The 20,380-nt window shown below is 67.2% G+C and carries 16 protein-coding genes; 6 read left to right on the top strand and 10 right to left on the bottom strand.

Translation table 11 applies throughout. The annotated features are described in order from the left end of the window. Nucleotides 1-126: 126 nt before the first annotated feature. Nucleotides 127-1,611 carry a chlorohydrolase family protein gene (locus DWV11_RS18635; protein WP_115790379.1) on the bottom strand — a complete coding sequence of 495 codons (1,485 nt, stop codon included), beginning with the start codon at nucleotides 1,609-1,611 and terminating at the stop codon, nucleotides 127-129. Nucleotides 1,612-1,833: 222 nt separating this feature from the next. Between DWV11_RS18635 and DWV11_RS18630 the strand changes: the two genes are divergently transcribed. Beyond that, entirely contained in the window at nucleotides 1,834-3,243 is a 1,410-nt protein-coding gene (locus DWV11_RS18630; protein WP_245953783.1) for a DUF3100 domain-containing protein, read from the top strand. A 104-nt stretch (nucleotides 3,244-3,347) separates the two neighbouring features. Here DWV11_RS18630 and DWV11_RS18625 read toward each other — a convergent pair whose 3' ends face one another. Continuing rightward, nucleotides 3,348-3,821, bottom strand: coding sequence for a GNAT family N-acetyltransferase (locus DWV11_RS18625; RefSeq protein WP_115790378.1), 474 nt, complete (start codon nucleotides 3,819-3,821; stop codon nucleotides 3,348-3,350). A gap of 894 nt (nucleotides 3,822-4,715) precedes the next feature. Here DWV11_RS18625 and DWV11_RS18620 point away from each other — a divergent pair. Beyond that, entirely contained in the window at nucleotides 4,716-5,213 is a 498-nt protein-coding gene (locus tag DWV11_RS18620; RefSeq protein WP_115790479.1) for a uracil-DNA glycosylase family protein, read from the top strand. A gap of 15 nt (nucleotides 5,214-5,228) precedes the next feature. Here the strand turns inward: DWV11_RS18620 and DWV11_RS18615 are convergent, their stop codons facing one another. Further along, on the bottom strand, nucleotides 5,229-5,795 hold the full coding sequence (locus tag DWV11_RS18615) for a DUF2306 domain-containing protein (protein WP_115790377.1): 567 nt from the start codon (nucleotides 5,793-5,795) through the stop codon (nucleotides 5,229-5,231). Nucleotides 5,796-5,900: 105 nt separating this feature from the next. Here DWV11_RS18615 and DWV11_RS18610 point away from each other — a divergent pair, with 105 nt between their 5' ends. Further along, complete coding sequence (locus tag DWV11_RS18610) at nucleotides 5,901-6,554, top strand: MerR family transcriptional regulator (RefSeq protein WP_115790376.1); 654 nt, start codon at nucleotides 5,901-5,903, stop codon at nucleotides 6,552-6,554. A 48-nt stretch (nucleotides 6,555-6,602) separates the two neighbouring features. Here DWV11_RS18610 and DWV11_RS18605 read toward each other — a convergent pair whose 3' ends face one another. Both DWV11_RS18605 and mgrA read right to left on the bottom strand, forming a co-directional pair. Further along, nucleotides 6,603-7,688, bottom strand: a complete 1,086-nt coding sequence (locus DWV11_RS18605) for an inositol-3-phosphate synthase (protein WP_115790375.1) — start codon at nucleotides 7,686-7,688, stop codon at nucleotides 6,603-6,605. A gap of 155 nt (nucleotides 7,689-7,843) precedes the next feature. After that, on the bottom strand, nucleotides 7,844-8,881 hold the full coding sequence (gene mgrA / locus DWV11_RS18600; protein WP_115790374.1) for an L-glyceraldehyde 3-phosphate reductase: 1,038 nt from the start codon (nucleotides 8,879-8,881) through the stop codon (nucleotides 7,844-7,846). 162 nt (nucleotides 8,882-9,043) lie between these two features. On the opposite strand from mgrA, the gene DWV11_RS18595 reads away from it, so the two are divergent. From DWV11_RS18595 to DWV11_RS18585, 3 genes are read left to right on the top strand one after another with little or no spacing between them, the layout of a single operon-like run. After that, nucleotides 9,044-10,204, top strand: a complete 1,161-nt coding sequence (locus DWV11_RS18595) for a sensor histidine kinase (protein ID WP_115790373.1) — start codon at nucleotides 9,044-9,046, stop codon at nucleotides 10,202-10,204. Next, on the top strand, nucleotides 10,201-10,869 hold the full coding sequence (locus tag DWV11_RS18590) for a response regulator (protein ID WP_115790372.1): 669 nt from the start codon (nucleotides 10,201-10,203) through the stop codon (nucleotides 10,867-10,869). Before DWV11_RS18595 ends, DWV11_RS18590 begins: the two co-directional genes overlap by 4 nt. Nucleotides 10,870-10,882: 13 nt before the next feature. Next, the gene (locus DWV11_RS18585) at nucleotides 10,883-11,767 is read left to right on the top strand and encodes a hypothetical protein (RefSeq protein WP_136017939.1); all 885 of its coding nucleotides are present in this window, start codon (nucleotides 10,883-10,885) and stop codon (nucleotides 11,765-11,767) included. Nucleotides 11,768-11,857: 90 nt separating this feature from the next. On the opposite strand, the gene treZ is transcribed toward DWV11_RS18585, so the two are convergent. From treZ to DWV11_RS18560, 5 genes are all read right to left on the bottom strand, one after another. Then, the gene (gene treZ, locus DWV11_RS18580) at nucleotides 11,858-13,618 is read right to left on the bottom strand and encodes a malto-oligosyltrehalose trehalohydrolase (protein WP_115790370.1); all 1,761 of its coding nucleotides are present in this window, start codon (nucleotides 13,616-13,618) and stop codon (nucleotides 11,858-11,860) included. 48 nt (nucleotides 13,619-13,666) lie between these two features. Further along, nucleotides 13,667-15,979, bottom strand: coding sequence for a malto-oligosyltrehalose synthase (gene treY, locus DWV11_RS18575; protein ID WP_115790369.1), 2,313 nt, complete (start codon nucleotides 15,977-15,979; stop codon nucleotides 13,667-13,669). Nucleotides 15,980-15,981: 2 nt separating this feature from the next. Beyond that, a complete protein-coding gene (gene glgX / locus DWV11_RS18570) occupies nucleotides 15,982-18,318 on the bottom strand; it encodes a glycogen debranching protein GlgX (protein WP_115790368.1) in 2,337 nt (778 codons plus the stop codon). Nucleotides 18,319-18,435: 117 nt separating this feature from the next. Further along, the gene (locus DWV11_RS18565) at nucleotides 18,436-20,016 is read right to left on the bottom strand and encodes an NAD(P)H-hydrate epimerase (protein WP_210725789.1); all 1,581 of its coding nucleotides are present in this window, start codon (nucleotides 20,014-20,016) and stop codon (nucleotides 18,436-18,438) included. A gap of 13 nt (nucleotides 20,017-20,029) precedes the next feature. Beyond that, nucleotides 20,030-20,377 carry a holo-ACP synthase gene (locus DWV11_RS18560; protein ID WP_115790367.1) on the bottom strand — a complete coding sequence of 116 codons (348 nt, stop codon included), beginning with the start codon at nucleotides 20,375-20,377 and terminating at the stop codon, nucleotides 20,030-20,032. Nucleotides 20,378-20,380 lie beyond the last annotated feature (3 nt).

Raw genomic sequence — 20,380 nt, 5'->3', positions numbered from 1 at the left:
CGGGAAACGATCGGCGCGGCCGAAGGAACCTCCACGAGGCCGACGGCCGCGCATGAGGGGGCGGCGCCGTCGTCGCTTCCATCCTCGGTCGCGTGCGTGCCTTAGCCGCTTGCTTTCCTTTGTCCCCTACCCGGCCGCGCCCGCCAGGGCATCGGCTCCTGCATAGACCGGCGGGAAGAGCTCCGAGGCATCCCGACGGCGGTAGTCGCGTTCGCTGTAGGCCTCCACCATCTGGTCGAAGAGCCGCTGGCCCTCCGCCCGCAGTTCGGCCAGGTCGACGCCCGGGAGTGCGCCGTCGACCACCACCGGACGGCCTGCCACATAAGTGTCGGTGACGTTGCGCGCGGAGCCATTCAGGATGAGTGTGCGCAGCGGATCCTCTACCGGGCCGTCCCGGAAGTCGCCGAGGGACGCCACCATGATGTCCGCCTGCGCACCGGGGCAGAGGCGTCCGAGGTCCTCGCGGCCAAGGGCCTTGGCCCCACCAAGCGTGGCGGCGTCGAAGAAGTCCGACACCTTGCCGGCATCGCGCCGGCCCTCGGCGATGCGCGCGAGGTGGGTTCCGACGTCGATGCCCTTGATCAGGTCCGGCGGGAAGGAATCGGTGCCCAGGCACATGTTGACCCCGGCCGCTGCGAAGGCGTCGAAGGACTTGAGCATCCCCGAGTAATGGAAGGAAGTCAGCGGGCAGTGGATGATGCTGACGTCGTTGCGGGCCAGGAGGTCCAGCGGGCCGCCTTCGGCGTGCGCTGCGGGATCGGTGCCGTCGATGACCACACCGTGCGGAATGAGGAGCCGGGATTCCAGCAGCCCGGTGTCCACCAACTGTTCCAGGACCGTCCGTCCGGTGAGCTTGAGCAGGAATCCGTCCTCGGTGGGCTGCTGGAGGCAATGCAGGCGGACCAAGGCGTTGCGCTCGCGCGCCAAGGCAGCCGTGCTGCGCATCAGCTCATCCGTCAGCGTCTCGATACGGCACGGAAGCAGGACGCCGGTGATCAGCGGATGGTTAAGTTCCTCGGCGTAGTCAAGGAAACGTTCGGCGTCGGCGAGGCCCTTGCGCCCTTCTTCCTCGTCGAAGAGGATCACGCGTTCGCCGCCGTCGTCGGTGACGTTGATGCCTGAACGGTAGGCCGGCCCCAGGAAGCCCCGCAGGCCCAATTCGATGCTGGTCTGTGCCATGCCCTGGAGTTCTTCGAAGGTCTCAGCCCAGGAACTGTGGATCTCCGAGGCGATGGGCATATAGCTGGTGACCCCGTGCAGGGCCAGCTGGGCGAGCGCGAACGTACGCACCTTCTGGCGCTGCTCCGGGGTGAAGACGTCGCGTCGGCGGTTGTGGAAATAGTCTTCTGACCACTGCATGCCCGGGCCGGTCTCAGCGCTGGGCCACGAGTCGAAGATCATGTGGTCGATGTCGGTCAGGGCATCGAGGTCGATCAGGCCAGGAGCGATCAGGCTCTGCCCGAAATCCCGATGCTCATCGACTGGTTCGTCGTAGCCGGTGCCGACGTAGATCACCTCGCCGTCCTTCATCACGACGTGCCCGTCCTGGAACATCACGTGCCGTGTGCCGTCGTATCCCAGGACGTAACGGGCGGAAAGTCGGGTGATCATGAATTCCTCCAAGTCGAAAAACAGGCTTCGGTATCCCAGATTGAAATCTTGTCCGGGCCAGCATCTCGCCAGTCAGGCTACAAAAGGCGCGCTTTTGCCGCCTATGGGAGCGAACTTTGTGAGATGCCTTGCATTGCTTCGTGATCCACCTTACCATTTTTGGTATACCAAATGAGCGGCCGACGACGCCGCATCGCCCCAGCACACGAAGGATGCACCCCCATGAAGACCCAGTCCACAACCACTCCGGAGGTGGATGAGCGCATCGTCAAGGTCGACGAGCGCGCGAGCAGCCTCTTCACCCCGAGCGCCCGGCAATGGACAGCGATGATCTTGCTCTCCACGGCCGTCTGCGCCGTGGCGATCCTCGCCGGCACGCACAAGATCCCGCTCGGCAACGCCGCGATCGTTCTCATGCCGGTGTTGTGGGCCGTACTGATCGGCGCCATCATCGGCGTACAGAAGGTACGTCCCATGTCCGGCCAGAGCCGTGCGGTGGCCTCAGTGCTGCTGAACGTCAGCATCGTGATGTTCCTGGCAGCCCTCGGCACCCACGTCGGCCCGTCCCTGGCCAAGCTGACCTCCCTCGGCCCGGCCATCCTGCTCCAGGAAGTCGGCCACATCTTCGGCACCGTCATTCTCGCTCTGCCGGTGGGTGTGGCACTGGGCATGGGACGCACGGCGATCGGCGCCACTTGGGCCATCGACCGCGAGTCCTACCTCGCCTATGCCCTGCAACGCTTCGGCGTGAAGTCCCCCGTCTACCGCGGCGTGTTCTCCGTCTGGTTGCTGGGCAGCGTCTTCGGCGCCGTCTTCATTTCCCTGCTGGCCGGCCTGCTGGGCGGCGTCGGCATCTTCGATCCGCGTGCCCTCGCCCTTGGCCTCGGCCTCGGTTCCGGCTCCATGATGCTCGGCGGCGTGGCTGCGCTGTCGATCATCTACCCCCAAGCCGCACCGGAGATCATGGCCCTTGCCGCCTTGTCCAACCTGGTTACCAACCTCATCGGCTTCTACGCCGGAGCATTCCTCTCGCTGCCTATGGCCCTGCGCCTCTACAAGTTCTGGTCCCGGATCTTCCGCCGAGACGACGAGGGCCGTCGCCTGGACCGCAGCGGTAAGGTCATCACCGCCAGCCGTGCACGGAAACCCGAACGCAGCAAGGTCGACGTGGCCGCCGTCATCCAGGACCCCGAGGTCCGCACGAAGCCTTCGACCTGGATCATCGCCTTCGGCGCCAGCATCGCCACGGGCATCGTCCTCAACGCGCTGGGAACCAGGTCCATCAGCGTCAACGACGTGATCGGCGTCGTCCTGCTGGGCGGCTTGACGGCCTTGGCGTTCGTGCTTGCCAAGTATGTGCCCGCGGTGCCCTCCAGCGTGTGGGTGCTCGGACTGGGCACCCTGGCCACCGCGCCGTTCATGCCCTTCAGCGACGCGGTCATCGCCCTGACCCACAACCTCGATGCACTCTATGTGGGCCTCGGATCAATCGCCCTGCTCGGCATGAACCTGGGGCGCGACGTCAACGCCCTGAAGACCCTGAACTGGCGCACCGTGATCGTGGCGATGCTGACGTTCTCGGCGAGCTTCGTGGCCGCGGCGGCGCTGGCGCAGTTCGTCATCCACGTCTGAGCAGCTGACGCCGGGCAGGTGACGCTGAGCAGGTGACGCCGGGCAATTGACGCCTCGCAAGGGCGGGTGGAGCTGGTTCGTGCCGGTTCCACCCGCCCTTCGCGTTAACGCTCCTGTACCCGCCGCTCCCCGCCGCGCGCGAAGGTGTACACCACAATCGTCGTGCCAGGCTCGATCTCCGCCCCGGTGGCCCGGTAGGTGGCCAGCGCGGCCTCGTTGTCGTGTTCCGTCCCGGTCCACATGCCGTAGCAGCCCCGATCCCGGGCAATCTCCGCCAAGGCGCCGATCAGCCGGGATGCCACTCCCCGGCGTCGCCAGGGTTCAGCCACACCCAGTTCATAAAGGAACATCTCCGTGCCCTTGTCCGGGTGGGTTGTTTCCACGCCGCTGACGAATCCGACGGCGGCACCGCCGGCGTTTTCGGCCAGCAGCAGGTGGTGGCCGGGCCTGCTCAGGAAGAGCCGGGCGAGTTCCGCGGTGACCGGCCGGTCGAACAACGGCGAGGCGGCCACAAGCCGTTCCTCGTCGCCCTCCGAGAGCCTGCGCAAGGTGATTTTCGACGCATCCTCACCGTCCATGACCCGAGGCTACGCCGGACACCCGGTCAAATGAACGCCGGAAGAACACCAGACCACCCTCGTCTTGCTAAGATCTAAAAGCTCCACCGGCACTCCGGGGAGCCTCCCCATCAACTGGCCCGGAACGGACGTGCCCCCACGCGCCCGGAACCGGCCCCTGCCCGACACGAGGAGACCCCTGCCCTCATGACCGCCTTGGCTGAACCGGACTATTTCGAGGACTACGACGAGGACTACCGCAGCGACATCGCTTCGCGGTATGAAGAGGGTTTCGGGCAGGGTCCCGATATCGACGACGACTACGACTCCGGCTACGACGAGCTCGACAAGCTCTTCGATGGCTTGTTCGACGACGACGATGACGACGACTTGGACGCCCCCGCCAAGAAGGCTCCCGTGAAGCAGGCGGCGCCCACGGCCGCCACAAAGACGGCCGCCACAAAGACGGCCGCCACAAAAACCGCCGCCCCGAAGACTGCGGCAGCCACGAAGGAAAGCGCTCCTCAGAAGGCCGCCTCCAAGTCCATGCCCAAGGCCGGCCCCGTGATCACCCGCCGGGTGGCCCCGCTCGTCGCCCCGGCAGTGGAGGCTGAGACAGTTGTCGTCGGGACTCCCGTAGCCGAGACTCCCGCCGTCGGGCTTGCTCCCGTCGCCGTCGAGGCGCCCGTCGTAGAGGCTCCCGTCGCCGAGAAGACCGCGTCGCTGACCGTCGTGGAGCCCGAAACCGCAGTCGAGCCGGAAGCCGTCGTCGAGCCCGAAACCGCGGACGAAGTCGAAGACGCCCCGGCAGTCCCGGACAGCCCGTTCTTTGCCCCGCACATCGCCCCGGTCAACGAGCACGTGGAATTCCTGCGCAAGCTCCGTCCCGGCTTCGAGGTGCCCTACGTGGACCCGATGCACTCGGTCGAGGACTGCCGCATCGTCACCCTGTTCTCCAACACCAGCGAAGCCTCCCCGCGCGGCGTGGTCTGGGCCGGCGACGACACCGCCGCCACCCGTCTCCTGGGCCTGCAGTTCCAGCTCGGCCTGCGTCCGGAATGGATGATGCCGTGGAACACCCACCCGTGGTTCACCCCGGGCGAGGCCAACGGCAAGCTCACGCCGGAGCAGGTCAGCGCCGGCCTGAAGCCGCTGATCACCTTCCTGAAACTCGTTCCGCGTGCCTCGGCGATCGTCGCGCACGGCACCGAGGCGAACCGCCTGGCGCAGATGCTCCTCAAGACGGACAACCAGCTGATCTGGCGCCGCGGCCTGAAGGTCTACAAGGCCCGTTCGCTGCACGGCCGCGCCTTCGCCGGATCCAAGGAACGCCAGACCGAATGGCTGATCGAGATGGGCCGCTCCTACGCGGACGCCATGGCGCGCGCGGGCCTGCAGGCCGGACGCCGCTAAGCCCCTTCGGACGAGTCAGACCCGGCTGGCAGGCGATCGGTCGGCAGGTGAACGGTCGACGGCGGCAAGGGGCCGCCGTCGGCCGTTTCCGTTGGGCTGGCCGTTTCCGTTGGGCTGGCCGTTTCTGTTGGACTGGCCCCGGAACAGGGACACATAGACCGCGGCGACGGTACCCGCCACCAGCACGGCCACGAAGACGGCGCTTCCGGGGTCCGTGGCCAACAGCCGGGGAATCGCCCGTCCCGGCGCGGCAACCGCGAAGCCGAAGGCGACGGCGGTTCCGATGTAGCTGCCCACCATGTTGCCCCGATGCGCGGGAATGTTGCGGCGGATCGCGCTGACCAGGCCGAGCGTGACCGTCACCAGGGTGAAGGCCGACAGACCGTGCAGCCACGAGAAATGGCCACCGGAGACAATCCAGAAGCTGCTCAGGCAGACGTAGTACATCGCCGCGACCCACAGATAGCCCATGCTCCGGTGGATCCGGTCCCGACGGCGGCGCAGGATCTGCGCGGGGCCGATCACCAGGACGAACAACGCGGCCACCACATGACTGACAAGAAGGACGTTCCAGTGCTCCATGCCTTTAGGATAGGAGCACTATCCTATCCTTGTACATCAAGATAGTCCGGGCCGGATCCGCTATCCAATGACCTGGCGGGGGACGTTCCATGGAGGCGGAAAGCAATGCAGCTGAACGAACTGAGCGCCCGCAGCGGAGTCAGCGCCGCGAGCATCAAGTACTACCTGCGCGAAGGGCTCCTGCAGCCCGGCGAGGCGGTCACCGCCACCCGGGCCCGCTACGACGCCGGCCACCTGCGGCGCCTGGAACTGATCCAGTCACTGCGGCAGATCGTGGGGCTGGGCATCGAACAGATCCGCGCCATCGTGTCAGTGGCCGACGGCGGTGCGCCGCGGCTTGAGGTACTGGCGACCGTGCAGCGCGTGGTGCTGCGGCTCGGGCCGCACGGCGAGGGAACGAACCATGGAGGTGGCAGCCGCGATACCCACGGCGCCGGACACGCACGGCCGGGCGACGCCGTCGTGCAGCTGCGCGGCTGGCCGGACGAGGAAAGCGATGCCAGGAACGCCCTCGACGCCCAGCTGGCGCTCATGGAACGGCTTGGCATCCCGCTGTCCACGGAGATCCTGGACGCCTACAGCGGCGCCATGGACACCATCGCCGGCTTGGACCTGCAGCTCACCGCCGCGGCCGCCAGCCTTGACCAGGCCATCCAGACGGCCGCCGTCGGGATGCACATGCATTCCCAGTTGCTGCTCAAGCTGCTGGCCCTCGCCCAGGCCAGCCATGCCATCTGGCGCTTCGAAGGGCGGGCTTAACGCAAGAGGCGCTCCCCCGTATACGGGAGAGCGCCTTGCGCGGAAGCCTTAGCGTTCGATATCGCCGCGGATGAAGGCTTCGACCTTCTCGCGGGCGAGGTCGTCATTGAACTGCTCCGGCGGAGACTTCATGAAGTAACTGGAAGCGGAGAGCAGCGGGCCGCCGATGCCGCGGTCCAGGCCGATCTTGGCGGCGCGGATGGCGTCGATGATGACGCCGGCGGAGTTCGGGGAGTCCCAGACTTCGAGCTTGTACTCGAGGGAAACCGGGGCGTCGCCAAAGTTGCGGCCCTCGAGGCGGACGAAGGCCCACTTGCGGTCATCGAGCCAGGCCACGTAGTCGGACGGTCCGATGTGGACGTCGTCGGCGTGCAGCTCCGCCTGGACATTGGAGGTCACGGCCTGGGTCTTGGAGATCTTCTTGGACTCCAGGCGGTCGCGCTCGAGCATGTTCTTGAAGTCCATGTTGCCGCCGACGTTCAGCTGGTACGTGCGGTCCAGCGTGACGCCGCGGTCCTCGAAGAGCTTGGCCATGACGCGGTGCGTGATGGTGGCGCCGATCTGGCTCTTGATGTCATCGCCCACGATCGGAACACCGGCTGCGGTGAACTTGTCGGCCCATTCCTTCGTGCCGGCGATGAAGACCGGCAGGGCGTTGACGAAGGCCACGCCGGCGTCGATCGCCGCCTGGGCGTAGAACATGGCAGCGTCTTCGGAACCCACGGGCAGGTAGCAGACCATGACGTCGGCCTTGGCCTCGCGCAGGGCGGCCACGATGTCCACGGGCTCGGCCGGGGACTCGACGATGGTTTCGCGGTAGTAGCGGCCCAGGCCGTCCAGGGTGTGGCCACGCTGGACGATCACACCGGTTTCCGGCACGTCAGCGATCTTGATGGTGTTGTTTTCGCTGGCACCGATGGCATCGGCGAGGTCAAGGCCGACCTTCTTGCCATCGACGTCGAAGGCTGCGACGAACTGGACGTCGCCCACGTGGTACGGACCGAACTCAACGTGCATCAGGCCGGGGATCGTGGCCTGCGGGTCGGCGTCGCGGTAATAGTGGACACCCTGGACCAGGGAGGCGGCGCAGTTGCCGACACCGACGATGGCAACGCGAATCGGATGTGAAGACACGGAACTCCTTCGAGAACTAAGCTCAGGTGCCAGGCCCGGCCGGCATGAAGTGCGACGGCGGCCTCGGCACGGCGCCATTCGGCGCAATTTGCATTATACGCAACACCGGTAGGGCCGGTTTTGTTCCGGCCGGCCCTGCCTTTTTTGTTGCAGCGCTACTTCTGTGCCCAGCGGTTGATATCGGATTCGACGGCGAACTCGTCGATGGCCGTCAGTTCCTCTTGCGTGAACGCGAGGTTGTCGATGGCCGTGAGGGTGTCTTCCAGTTGCGCGACGCTGGAAGCCCCGACCAGTGCGGAGGTCACCGGCGAACCCTTGGGCTGGTCCCGCAGGATCCAGGCGATGGCCATCTGGGCCAGGGTCTGGCCGCGGCCTTCGGCGATCGCGTTGAGGCCGCGGACCCGGTTGAGCCTTTCCTCGGTGAGGGACTTCCCGGACAGGAAGCGCTCCTTGGCGGCGCGGGAATCGGCAGGCACTCCGTGCAGGTAGCGGTTGGTGAGCAGACCTTGGGCCAGCGGCGAGAACGCGATGGATCCGGCGCCCACCTGGTCCAGGGCCTCGTACAGGTTCGGCGAGCCGTTCTCGGTCCACCGGTTCAGCATGGAGTAGCTGGGCTGGTGGATGAGCAGTGGCGTTCCCATCTCCTTCAGGATGCGGGCCGCCTCAAGGGTCTGTTCCGGGGTGTAGGAGGAGATGCCGGCGTAGAGGGCCTTACCCGAGCGCACGGCGTGGTCCAGCGCACCCATGGTTTCCTCGAGCGGGGTCTCGGGGTCGGGCCGGTGGCTGTAGAAGATGTCCACGTAGTCCAGGCCCATGCGCTGCAGTGACTGGTCGAGGCTGGAGAGCAGGTACTTGCGGGAGCCCCATTCGCCGTACGGGCCGGGCCACATGTAGTAGCCGGCCTTCGTGGAGATGACCAGTTCATCGCGGTACGGCTTGAAGTCGTCCTTCAGGTGGCGGCCGAAGTTGGTCTCGGCGGAGCCGTCCGGCGGACCGTAGTTGTTGGCGAGGTCGAAGTGGTTCACGCCCAGGTCGAAGGCACGGCGGAGGATGGCGCGCTGCTCCTCGAAGCGCTTGTCGTCGCCGAAGTTGTGCCACAGGCCAAGGGAGATGGCGGGAAGTTTCAGACCGCTGCGTCCGACGCGGCGGTAGGGCATGGTGTCGTAGCGGGTGTCCGCGGCCACATAAGTCATACGTCCCATCCTGCCACCGGTGTCTGGGGCCGCCCCGGGCTGTCCGGCATGTGGTCAGAAAGACGGGGTGGCGGAGCTCCGAGGATGAAGCTTCTCCTCCTTTAGGTGGAAGCTGTTCAATTCCAGCAAAAACCAGCTTCGGGCTCCCCTACGCTGAAGGACATGCTCAACGCTCTCCGCCGCTGCACCCCTTTCGCTGCACCGGCAACCGCCGCCGCTTTGCTTAGCGCATTCTTGCTCGTGGACGGACGCGGATTCGACCGTTCCGCCGCTGCCGCCGTCGGATTGTGTTCCGCCGCGGCGGCCGCACGCCTGGTGCCGCGAAGCAGCCTGGCCTTCGCCGGGATGGTCCTCCTGGCCCAATTGGGCGGCCTCTTCCCCGGCGTCATGATGTCCGGGGTGCTCTGCTACGTCGCCATCCCGGTGGCGGTGTTCTTTGCCTCTCTCGGCCACCGCGGGCTTCCATGGCTCCTTCCGGTGCTGAGCGTGCTGCTCTCGCTGCTCGTCACCGCCAACTGGCTGGGTGACAGTGTGTGGCTGAACTTCGTCTTCGGGAACGCGTTGGGCGAAGGACTGATGCGCAGCCTGGTCTACGGTGGCTTGGTCCTTGGCGCGAGCACGGCCTTGTGTATCTCCGCTTGGGCAGCAGCACATGCTGTTGTCAGTGCCGCGAACAGCCGCGCAGCGCAATTGCGCGCCGAAGCTTCGCTGCAGCTGACCCACGTTGAACTGGCCGTGGAACAGGAACGGAACCGCATTGCCCGCGAACTGCACGACGTCCTGGCGCATTCATTGACGGTCATCGCCGCTCAGGCAGAGGGCATCCGGTTCATCCACCGCAGCGAGCCGGACGCCGTCGAGGAAGCCGCCGGTGTCATCGCCGCAGCAGCCCGGACAGCGCTCCGCGATACCCGGCACATGCTGAGCCGCTCTCCCGGCGGGCAGAACCCGGCGCCAACCCTCGGTGACCTGCCAGAGTTGGCACGACAGTTCCGAGCAAGTGGAATGCCCGTTACAGTCGAGGGCGGGCAGGATCTCGCATTGTCGCCGTCCCAGCAGCTCACGCTCTATCGGCTGGCGCAGGAAAGCCTGACGAATGCGTTCAAGCACGGCCGCCGCGAGTCCGGGGCGAAGATTAGTCTTTCCTCTGGTCAGGCCGGCGTCGAGCTCCAGGTTGTCTCGGCCTTGGCGGACAGACCGGCAATGCCCTCCCGTGAGGGCCGCGGCATCCGCGGCATGAAGGAACGCGCGACGGCGGTGGGTGGCTCTGTTTCGGCCGTTGCCGCGGCGGGCCACTTCACTGTGACGGCGGTGCTGCCATGAGCGGCGAACGCATCCGGGTCATGTTGGTGGATGACCAGCCGCTCTTCAGCGCAGGGCTCAAGATGATCCTTCGCAGCCAACCGGACCTGGAATTCGTGGGTGAAGCCGGGAACGGTGAAGACGCATGCCTGCTGGCGACGGAGACGGCGCCGGACGTCATCCTGATGGATATCCGGATGCCCCGCATGGACGGCATCACGGCCACCCGAAGAATCCTGGCCGGCGAAACCCAAGGCGTGCGGATCATCGTGCTGACCACCATCCAGCATGATGAAGCGGTGGTCCGTGCCATCCAGGCCGGTGCCTCGGGATTCCTGACAAAGGACGCTACACCGGAGTTCCTGCTCGCCACGATCAGGACCGTCCATTCAGGGCATGCTGTCATGGCTCCTTCCGCAGCCAACGAACTTCTGCGCGACTACACCACTCCCCGAGCCGGCAATGAGTCCGTGCTGGAGGGTTTGACCGCGCGGGAAAAAGAAGTCTTCCTGCTGGCCGCCTCCGGGCGTGCCAACGGGGAGATCGCAGCGGAGTTGTTCCTCGGCGAGGCCACGGTGAAAACGCATGTGGCCAACGTCCTGGGGAAGCTCTCGCTGAAGAGCCGCATCCAGCTCGTGTCCTTCGCTTATGAGCACGGCTTGCTGCAAGCAAACACAGGAAATTGAGGAGATCATCATCATGAGGAAAAGAATGTGGGGATTCGGAATCCTCGGTGCGGGAGCTGTTGCCGCCCTCGTAGCGGCAACCATCCCGCCGGCGACGCCGGACCCTTCCGATTTGCCGTCGATGGCACCCGATTACGCTGCAGTCGAACCGGCCGCGCAGCCGGAGCCCGGCATCCTGGACAAGGCGCGGAGTTACGTGGACGAGTCTGAGGCAGCGTTCGCCGCCCGGATGGTGGTCACGGCCGGATGCATGGCGAAGGCCGGTTTCCCGGACTTCAAGAAGACGGAACTCAGCCACAGGGAGCCTAACTTGAACAGTTTCATCTACGGCTTCGCCCCGATGGACGTCGCAACGGCGCGTAAGAGCGGATATCCGCACCTGAAGGGGAGGGAAATCTACATGCCCGAGCCCATGATTGAAGCTTTCAACGGGTCCGCGGAAAGCCAGAAGGTTGTCAGAGTGGGGGCCAAGGGCTTCGTGGTCGGAGGGTGCAAGCTCGAAGGCATCGAAGCGACGTACGGCACAGGCCAGGACTACGCCCAGGCCGCGGACGCCTATTCCCTCGTTTTTCCCGCCGTTGAAACTGCACGCCACGCCCCGGCAGCCAGCACGGCCCTGGGCGATTGGTCCGTGTGCATGACGGAGGCGGGGTACGAAGACCTTAAGGATCCAGGAAAGGGTTCGCTCTTGGCTGCACAGCAGGGTGGCCAGGCCGCCCGGAAGATGGCCGTCGCGGACGCAACGTGCCGGGAACAAACGCAGCTCGAGAAGCGGCTCCAGGAGGTCGCCGCTCCGTACCTGACCACCGTCGTCGCGCAGCAGCAACGCAAGCTGGATGAGGTTGCCGACATCCGGGCCGCGGCCGAGACGCGGGCGGCAGCGCTGCTGAAGAAATAGCAGCAGCGCAGTAGCGGCAACACAGACCGGTGTGGGTGGCTTGGATAAATGGGGGCAAGCCACCCGCACCAACATCGCCAAAGAACCGCCTCAGGCGGTCCGTACGACGGCGGCCGCTTCCCCAGGGAGGTTCAACGTCCTGTCCTGAAGCGAAACCGCTGGGTCAGTGGCGAGCAGCAGCACGCCGTCGACGTCGGTGGACAGCTCATCGGAGCCGAAGTTGCACACCACACGCACGCCGCCGCGCACCAGTTCTAGCCAGCGTTCGTCCTCGTTGAAGTCCACCTCGGTGGCGTCGAAACCGCCGTCGGTGAGTTCCGGCGTCGTGCGCCGCAGTACTGCCAGGGCGCGGTACAGGGCGAGCAGCCGCGCGTGGTCCCCCTCGCCCGCTTCCTCCCACTTGAGCTTTGAACGCAGGAAGGTTTCCGGATCCTGCGGGTTCGGCACCAATGCCGGGTCCCAGCCCATGCGCTCGAATTCCTTGAGCCGGCCCTCCGCCGTGGCCTTGCCCAGCCACTCCTCGGGGTGGGAGGTGAAGAACTGCCAAGGGGTCGAAGCACCGAACTCCTCGCCCATGAACAGCATCGGCGTGAACGGGGAGGTCATGGTCAGCACCGCAGCCAGGGCGAGGCGACCGTAGGAAAGGCTGGCGCTGAGCCGGTCGCCCGCGGCCCGGTTGCCGATCTGGTCGTGGTTCTGGTTGCAGACCACCAGAGCGGACGGGTGGGCCAGGTCCTGGCGGATGGGCCGCCCATGGTGCCGGGCGCGGAAGCTGGAATAGCTGCCGTCGTGGAAGAAACCGTGCCGCAGGACTTTGGCCAGGGCGGCCAGGGACTCGAAATCGGCGTAGTAGCCCACCGTCTCGCCTGTGAGGTTCACGTGGACTACGTGGTGGAAGTCGTCGCTCCACTGTCCCGCCAGCCCGTAGCCGTTGTCCTGCCGCGGGTAGATGAGGCGCGGGTTGTTCAGGTCGGACTCGGCGATCAGCGTCCGGGGCACCCCGGTGTCGGCTTCGATGCCGTCCGCCACGATGGCCAGGTCTTCGAGGATATGCACGGCCCGTTCGTCGCGCAGGGCGTGCACGGCGTCGAGCCGAAGACCGTCCACGTGGTACTCACGCAGCCACATGGCGGCGTTGTCAAGGATGTAGCGGCGCACCTCGTCGGAGTCCGGCCCGTCCAGATTGACCGAGTCCCCCCAGGTGTTGCCGGGCCCGGACTTCAGGTAGGGCCCGAACTTGGGCAGGTAGTTCCCGCTGGGGCCCAGGTGGTTGTAGACCACGTCCTGGATGACGCCCAGCCCCGCCGCGTGGGCGGCGTCCACGAAGCGCTGGTACGCGGCTGGCCCGCCGTACTGCTCGTGGACGGCGTACCAGAGCACGCCGTCGTAGCCCCAGTTGTGGGTGCCGTTGAAGGCGTTGACGGGCAGCAGCTCCACGAAGTCGACGCCGAGTTCCACCAGGTAGTCCAGCTTCCCGGCGGCCGCGTCGAGCGTGCCCTCGGGGGTGAAGGTGCCGAGGTGCAGTTCGTAGATGAGAGAGCCGCGCAGTCCGCGGCCGGTCCAGCCGGCGTCCCGCCACTCGTGCGCACCTGCGTCGAACCCTGCGGAGGGTCCGTGGACGCCCTCCGGTTGCCGGCGCGAGCGTGGATCCGGGAACGGTCCTTCCCCATCCACCAAGTAGGCGTAGCCCACGCCGTCCCCGCCGGTGAACTCCGGCGCGTGCCACCAGCCGGCGGAGGGACCCGAAAGTCTCTCCATGCTGTACTCCCGGCCCCCGGACACGAGGCCCACGGAGCCCGCGGCGGGCGCCCAGACGTCGTAGGGGCCGGGCGTGGTGGCGTGGTGCGGCATGGTTCTCCCCCTGTGATGAATGTCCTGTAGTGGGTTTGGTTGGAAAGCTCAGACTGCGGGCACCAGCAGGGCCACCGGATAGTCCGCGAGCAGCTGCGCGACGGCGGCGGGCCCGGCAGCGAAGGTCCGCCCGGTAAGTTCGTCGGTGCAGTCGGCCGGCAGTCCGACGGCGGTGTCCCGCCAGCCCCCGTCGCGCTCCAAGCGCTTCGGCAGGCGGGTCGCGATCGTCACGGCACCGCCGCCGTCGGCGCCGCGGTCGAAGGCTATGACATGGCTTGCCGCCACGCCGGACACAGCCAGCGGGCGGTAGCCGCCGAACAGCCCGGGCCGGCCGCGCCGCAGCCGCAGGGCCCGGGAGACGACCAGCAGCTTCGCGTCCTCGTCAGTGAACGCCGGGCGCGCCCCGCCGTCGAGCCGTTCCAGGGCGGCGATCCGGGCCGGGAAGTCGACCGGGCGGCGGTTGTCCGGATCGGTGAGCGATCCGTCCCGGAACTCCGTGCCCTGGTAGACGTCCGGCACGCCGGGCATGGTCAGCTGCACGAGCTTGGCCGAGAGGGAGTTGGACCAGCCGTACGGTTCCAGGTCCGCGACGAAGCCAGCCAGGGCGGCAGCCACCTCCGGCACATCGAATACGGCGTCGACGGTGGCGGCAAGGGCCGTTTCAAAGGCGGCATCCGGGTCTGTCCAGTTGGTCGAGTTGCCGGCTTCCCGGGCGGCCTTGAGCGCAAAGGCCTGGAGCCGTTCGCGGCTGGCCGGCCAGGCCCCCGCAACGGCCTGCCAGACGAGCGCCGCGAGGGGGCCGTCCGGAATCGGCGCCAGCTCCTGCACCCGGTCCAGGAAGGCTTCCCATTCGGAAACGGCCTCGGAGATGACGGAGATCCGCGCCCGGGTATCCTCGCTGCGCTTGGTGTCATGCGTGGTCAGGTTTGTCATGGACAGCGGCAGCTTGGACTGCCGGCCGGCCATGCGCCGGTGGAATTCCTCGGGCGCGACGGCCAGCTCCGTGGGATCGCCGCCCACTTCGGTGAGGGTGCCGAGCCTCGTGTACCGGAAGAAGGCCGTGTCCTCCACGCCCTTGGCCATGACCATTCCGGAGGTCTGCTGGAAGCGGCGGCCAAGCTCCCCGTCCGTGTCCAGGAGCAGGGGAAGCAAGCGCTGCAAGGCGGGCCCCAGCTCGGGCCTGGCCCGCCCGGCGTGCTCCACCGCATCCACCAGGATGTCCTTGCCATGCGGAAGGTAGGTCCGGTACACGGGGAACGCGGCGATGGTTTCGGCCAGGGCATCCGCGACAACCGGCCGCGGGAATTCCCGGGTTTCCGGGACAAGCCGGGCCAGCCGCAGGATCTCCGAACGGAGGATGCCGTCGGTGATGCGCCGCTTGGTGCCGTGGATCATCTCCTGGTAGTCGGGCGGGGTCGTGGCGCCACGCAGGCGGGCGTCCAAGGCATCGAGGCGCGGGCCGGCGTCGGGATCGACGAAAAGCCGGTCGACGTCGGCGAGCGCGTCGTACCCGGTGGTCCCCTCGCAGTCGAAGGTTTCCGGCAGTTCCTCCCCTGGCTCCAGGATCTTCTCCACCAGCACGTAGGCGCCGCCGGTCGCCTGCTTGAGCCGGGCCAGGTAGCCGGCGGGGTCGGCAAGACCATCCGGGTGGTCCACCCGCAGCCCGTCTGCGAGGCCGTCGCGGAACCAGCGGGTGATCTCGGCGTGCGACTCCTCGAAAACCCAGGGGACCTCAACCCGGACGCCGGCGAGGGTGCTGACGGCGAAGAAGCGGCGGTAGTTCAGCTCGGCGTCGGCCCGGCGCCAGCCGACCAGCTCATAGTGCTGGCGCGCGTGGACCTCCCGCGGGCTGTCCCCCCGTGTATGGCTGCCCTCGGCAAGCGGGAAGCGGTGCTCATAGTAGCGCAGTTCCCCGCCGGTGATTTCCAGCGCGTCCACGTCGTCGTCGCTGCCCAGGACCGGAATCCGCAGCTTGCCGCCCGCAGCCTCCCAATCGACATCGAAGGCTTCCGCGTACCGCGAGGAGCGGCCCTCCTTCAGCAGCGACCACCACCAGGCGTTCTGCGGCGGCGAGGCCACGCCCATGTGGTTGGGAACGATGTCCACGAGCACGCCCAGGCCGGACTCCCGGGCCGCGGCAGCCAGCACCGCCAGCCCCTCCGCTCCCCCGCGGGCAAGGTCAACAGAGGAAGGATCCGTGACGTCGTAGCCGTGCTGGGACCCTTCCTCCGCCGTCAGGATGGGCGACAAATACACCCAGTCCACGCCGAGCGATCTGAGATAGCCGGTAAGCTCCGCTGCGTCCCCGAGCGTGAAGCCGGGGCGGATCTGGAGCCTGTACGTGGAAACGGGTGTCTTCATGGTTACCCTTTCGTGGAGTTCTTCCTCGGGGGCTTGCTTTCCGGTGCGGAGACAATCGGTGCGGGCTTGCGTTCCGGTGCGGGCTTGCGTTCCGGCGCGGGTGCTTTTCCTGCGCTTTCTTCCGCGACGGACGGTGGCGGCGTTGCCGGCGCCGTCAGGGCGGCCGTCTCCGGAGTGGCCGTCTGCGAGAGGGCTGCAAGGGACGCGGCCACGGAATGGTCGGGCTCGCTTTCCGGTGTGGTGTGGGCCCGCAGGACCACCAGGGCCTTTGCGCCCACAGGGAGCAGCGATTCCGCTTCGACGGGTTCGTCGGCGTGGCCGCCGGCCGTATCGATGATCACGTCCCACTTGGGCGCGTACTCGTCAGAGGGGACCCGGAAACCCACCTCGTCGTCGTGGGCGTTGAAGTACAGGAGGAAGTTCACGTCGGTGATCCGGCGGCCTTGGTTGTCCCGGCCCCGGATGCCGTCCCCGTTGAGAAACACGCCCACCGAACGGCCGAAGCCGCTGTCCCAGTCCGACGGCGTCATGGTGCTTCCGTCGACGTCGAGCCAGACGATGTCCGGCAGGCGTTCGCCCTCCCCGCGCAGCGCCGGGCGGCCGTCGAAGAAACGGCTGCGGCGGAAGGTGGGGTGCTTGGCGCGCAAGGCGCTGACCGCGGCGGTGAACTCCACAAGCGGTTGGTCCACGCTGTCCCAGTTGATCCAGGTCAGTTCGGAGTCCTGGCAGTAGGCGTTGTTGTTGCCCTGCTGGGTGCGGCCGAGCTCGTCGCCGTGCGCCAGCATGGGCACGCCCTGGGACAGCAGCAGGGAGGCGATGAAGTTGCGCTGCTGCCGGGCCCGGAGCGCCAGCACCTTCGGGTCCTCCGTGGGGCCTTCCGCGCCGCAGTTCCAGGAGCGGTTGTGGGATTCGCCGTCGTTGTTGTTTTCCCCGTTGGCCTCGTTGTGCTTCTCGTTGTACGAGACCAGGTCAGCCAGGGTGAAGCCGTCGTGGGCGGTCACGAAGTTGATGGAAGCGACCGGCCGGCGGCCGGAGTGCTCGTAGAGGTCGGCCGAACCCGTGAGCCGCGACGCGAACTCACCAAGGGTTGAAGGTTCGCCGCGCCAGAAGTCCCGCACGGTGTCGCGGTACTTGCCATTCCATTCGGTCCACTGCGGCGGGAAATTGCCCACCTGGTAGCCGCCGGGCCCCACATCCCAGGGCTCGGCGATCAGCTTGACCTGCGACACCACGGGGTCCTGCTGGATGAGTTCGAAGAAGGAGGACAGCTTGTCCACGTCGTAGAACTCGCGCGCCAGGGTCGAGGCGAGGTCGAAGCGGAACCCGTCCACATGCATTTCAGTCACCCAGTAGCGCAGCGAGTCCATCAGCAGCTGCAGCGAATGCGGGCTGCGCACGTTCAGGGAGTTCCCCGTGCCGGTGTAGTCCATGTAGTGCTTCAAGTCGCCTTCAACCAAGCGGTAGTAGGCGGAGTTGTCGATGCCCTTGAAGGAAAGGGTGGGGCCGAGGTGGTTGCCCTCCGCGGTGTGGTTGTAGACCACGTCCAGGATCACTTCGATGCCGGCGTCGTGCAGGGAACGCACCATGGCTTTGAAGTCCTGGACCTGCTGGCCGGTGTCACCCTTGGAGCTGTAGCCGTTGTGCGGGGCGAAGAAGCCGATGGTGTTGTAGCCCCAGTAGTTGTTCAGTCCCCGGTCCTGCAGGATGCCGTCGTTGGTGAACTGGTGGACGGGCATGAGTTCGATCGCGGTGACGCCGAGTTTCTTCAGGTGGGAGATCACTGCCGGATGCGCGACGCCGGCATAGGTGCCGCGCTGCTCCTCGGGAACCTCCGGGTGGAGCTGGGTCAGCCCTTTGACGTGTGCTTCGTAGATGACGGACTTGTGATACGGGATCCGCAGCAGTTGGTCGCCGGCCCAGTCGAAGAAGGGGTTGATGACGACGCCCAGCATCATGTGCGGCGCCGAATCGGCGTCGTTCCGGGAGTCGGGATCGCCCATGTTGTAGGAGAACAGTGCCGGGTCCCAGTCGATCTGCCGATGGACCGCCTTGGCGTAGGGGTCCAGGAGGAGCTTGTTGGGATTGAAGCGGTGCCCGGCCGGAGGGTCGTAAGGCCCGTGGACGCGGTACCCGTATTTCTGGCCCGGCTGCACCGCCGGCAGGTAGCAATGCCAGACGTAGCCGTCCACTTCCCTCAGTTCGACGCGCTCTTCCGTGCCGTCGTCACCGATCAGGCACAGCTCCACCTTCTCCGCGTTTTCGCTGAAGAGAGCAAAGTTGGTGCCGCTCCCGTCAAAGCTCGCGCCCAAGGGATAAGCCGTTCCGGGCCATACTTCCACAGGTTCTCCTTGCCTAGGGGACAAAGCCTCCGCCTCCCGCGGACGGGCCGCTGCGGCGATGTGCCAAGCTACCACGCCCAGATTACGGTCATGCACGCCCTGCGTAACCCAAGCGCCTCATCCTGGGCTTCCGTTTCGCAGGCTGCCCAGCACCCTTGGCAACTCCCGCAGGACGGCCCGGGCCGTCAAGGGCCCGCCGTCCGATGCCCCGCTTCCCGCGCGCCCGTGCAGGCTCGCGGCGACGGCCGCAGCAGCAGCCCAGCGGTCCTCCGGGGGGATGCCGAGGGCAGCGAAGGGCCCGTCGTCGTCCATGGCGCTCTGCGCGTATTGCGCTGCCAGCGAACCGAGCAGCCCGGCCAGCACGTCGCCGCTGCCGGCCGTGGCCAGCCACGGCGTGCCTTCCGATTGGCTGAACACCGTGCCCGACGGCGATGCCACCAGTGTCGTGGCGCCCTTGAGGAGCACCGTGGCGCCACTGTCCGCGGCGGCAAGGCGGGCAAAGTGCAGAGGCCGGGATTCGACGTCGTCCCTTGTCACGGCGGTTTCCCCGCGGGCGGATTCGTTCCGGGACAGGAAGGCGGCCAGTTCGCCCGCGTGCGGGGTGAGGATCCAGTGGGCCGGGCAGCGGTCCGGCAGCAGGCCGAGCGCTCCGGCGTCGACGACGGCAGGCTGGCCCGCGGTGAAGGCGGCCTTGAGCGTGTCGCGGGCCCGCTGGAGCTGGCGGCCGTCGGCGTCCGACGCCGAATCTTCGGCGAGTCCGGGACCCAGCAGCCAGGCCTGGACGCGGCCCGGGCTGCCCGGCTCCACGATCGCTTCGGGCGTGCGCGCCAGCACCTGCCTGGCCACGTTATCAGGGCCGAGGTACCGGACCATGCCGGCCCCGGACACGGCCGCGCTTTCCACGGCCAGCATCGCAGCCCCGGGGTAGCGTTCCGAGCCGGCCACCACGCCGAGCACTCCCCTGCTGTACTTGTGGTCACGGCGGCCGGGCGCCGGCAGGACCGCGGCGAGATCGGCGGCACCCAGGCGGCGGAGCGAAGCGTCCGGCAGCCGGTCCTCGATCCCGATCCGCACCAGTTCGGCCCGCCCGGCCCGGCCCTCGCCAGGTTCGGCCAGCAGTCCCGCCTTGATCCCGCCGAAGCTGACCGTCACGTGCGCGCGCAGCACGGGCCAGTGCACTTCGCCGCTGTCGGCGTCCACGCCGCTCGGGATGTCGCAGGCCACTACCAGCGCCGGCTTGAGTTCTTCGAGCAGGGATACGAGTTCGGCGGCGGTTCCACGCAGGCCGCCGCGGGCGCCGGTGCCGAGCACGGCATCTATGATGACGTCGTCGCCCGCCGCCAGCACGGCCAGATCCTCCACGTTGTCCGCCGCGAGCCGGTATGCCCGGCCGCCGCCGGCGAGGAACGCGGCCAGCGCCTCAGGGTGGGCGGAATCGGCGGTGAGCACCGCCGTCGTGCGCATTCCGCGGGCGGCGAGCCTGGCCGCGGCGAACAGTCCGTCCCCGCCGTTGTTGCCCTTGCCCGCGAGGACGGTCACCCGCGAGCCGTAGATCCGGCGGCCGCGGCTGTGCAGTTCACGCACGACGGCGGCCGCCAAGCCGTACGCTGCCCGCTGCATGAGAACAGCGCCCTCACCGGAGTCCAGGAGCGGTTGTTCCGCTTCCCTGACTTGTGTCCCGGTGAAGGCGCTGATCATCGAATGTTTGTTGTCAGCGTTCGGCGACGACCATGGCCGTGGCGATCCCGCCGTCGTGGCTCATGGACAGGTGCCACGTTTTGACGCCCTTCGCATTCGCCACGGCAAGGACCGTTCCCTGGACCTTGATGGTGGGCCCGTTCTCGTCCAGGCCGATCCAGCAGTCCTGCCAGTTCATGCCGGCCGGGGCCCCGAGGACCTTCGCCACGGCTTCCTTGGCCGCAAACCGCGCGGCCAGGGAGCGCACGTGGAGTTCCCGCTCGGCGGGCACGAACAGCCGGTCCCGCAGTCCGGGGGTCCGTTCGAGCTGCCGTTCGAACCGTTCGATGTCTACGACGTCTACTCCGATGCCAACAATCATGGC

Origin of the sequence: Arthrobacter silvisoli (assembly GCF_003369445.1) — a bacterium.
GTDB classification, from domain to species: Bacteria; Actinomycetota; Actinomycetes; order Actinomycetales; family Micrococcaceae; genus Arthrobacter; species Arthrobacter silvisoli.
This window is presented reverse-complemented; position numbering and strand designations above follow the sequence as displayed.

What these genes read in the sequence shown, in the direction of transcription:
- DWV11_RS18635 (WP_115790379.1), bottom strand. Translation starts at nt 1,611, where the DNA reads ATGATCACCCGACTTTCCGCCCGTTACGTCCTGGGATACGACGGCACA.
- DWV11_RS18630 (WP_245953783.1), top strand. Translation starts at nt 1,834, where the DNA reads ATGAAGACCCAGTCCACAACCACTCCGGAGGTGGATGAGCGCATCGTC.
- DWV11_RS18625 (WP_115790378.1), bottom strand. Translation starts at nt 3,821, where the DNA reads ATGGACGGTGAGGATGCGTCGAAAATCACCTTGCGCAGGCTCTCGGAG.
- DWV11_RS18620 (WP_115790479.1), top strand. Translation starts at nt 4,716, where the DNA reads ATGCACTCGGTCGAGGACTGCCGCATCGTCACCCTGTTCTCCAACACC.
- DWV11_RS18615 (WP_115790377.1), bottom strand. Translation starts at nt 5,795, where the DNA reads ATGGAGCACTGGAACGTCCTTCTTGTCAGTCATGTGGTGGCCGCGTTG.
- DWV11_RS18610 (WP_115790376.1), top strand. Translation starts at nt 5,901, where the DNA reads ATGCAGCTGAACGAACTGAGCGCCCGCAGCGGAGTCAGCGCCGCGAGC.
- mgrA (WP_115790374.1), bottom strand. Translation starts at nt 8,881, where the DNA reads ATGACTTATGTGGCCGCGGACACCCGCTACGACACCATGCCCTACCGC.
- DWV11_RS18595 (WP_115790373.1), top strand. Translation starts at nt 9,044, where the DNA reads ATGCTCAACGCTCTCCGCCGCTGCACCCCTTTCGCTGCACCGGCAACC.
- DWV11_RS18590 (WP_115790372.1), top strand. Translation starts at nt 10,201, where the DNA reads ATGAGCGGCGAACGCATCCGGGTCATGTTGGTGGATGACCAGCCGCTC.
- DWV11_RS18585 (WP_136017939.1), top strand. Translation starts at nt 10,883, where the DNA reads ATGAGGAAAAGAATGTGGGGATTCGGAATCCTCGGTGCGGGAGCTGTT.
- treZ (WP_115790370.1), bottom strand. Translation starts at nt 13,618, where the DNA reads ATGCCGCACCACGCCACCACGCCCGGCCCCTACGACGTCTGGGCGCCC.
- treY (WP_115790369.1), bottom strand. Translation starts at nt 15,979, where the DNA reads ATGAAGACACCCGTTTCCACGTACAGGCTCCAGATCCGCCCCGGCTTC.
- DWV11_RS18565 (WP_210725789.1), bottom strand. Translation starts at nt 20,016, where the DNA reads ATGATCAGCGCCTTCACCGGGACACAAGTCAGGGAAGCGGAACAACCG.
- DWV11_RS18560 (WP_115790367.1), bottom strand. Translation starts at nt 20,377, where the DNA reads ATGATTGTTGGCATCGGAGTAGACGTCGTAGACATCGAACGGTTCGAA.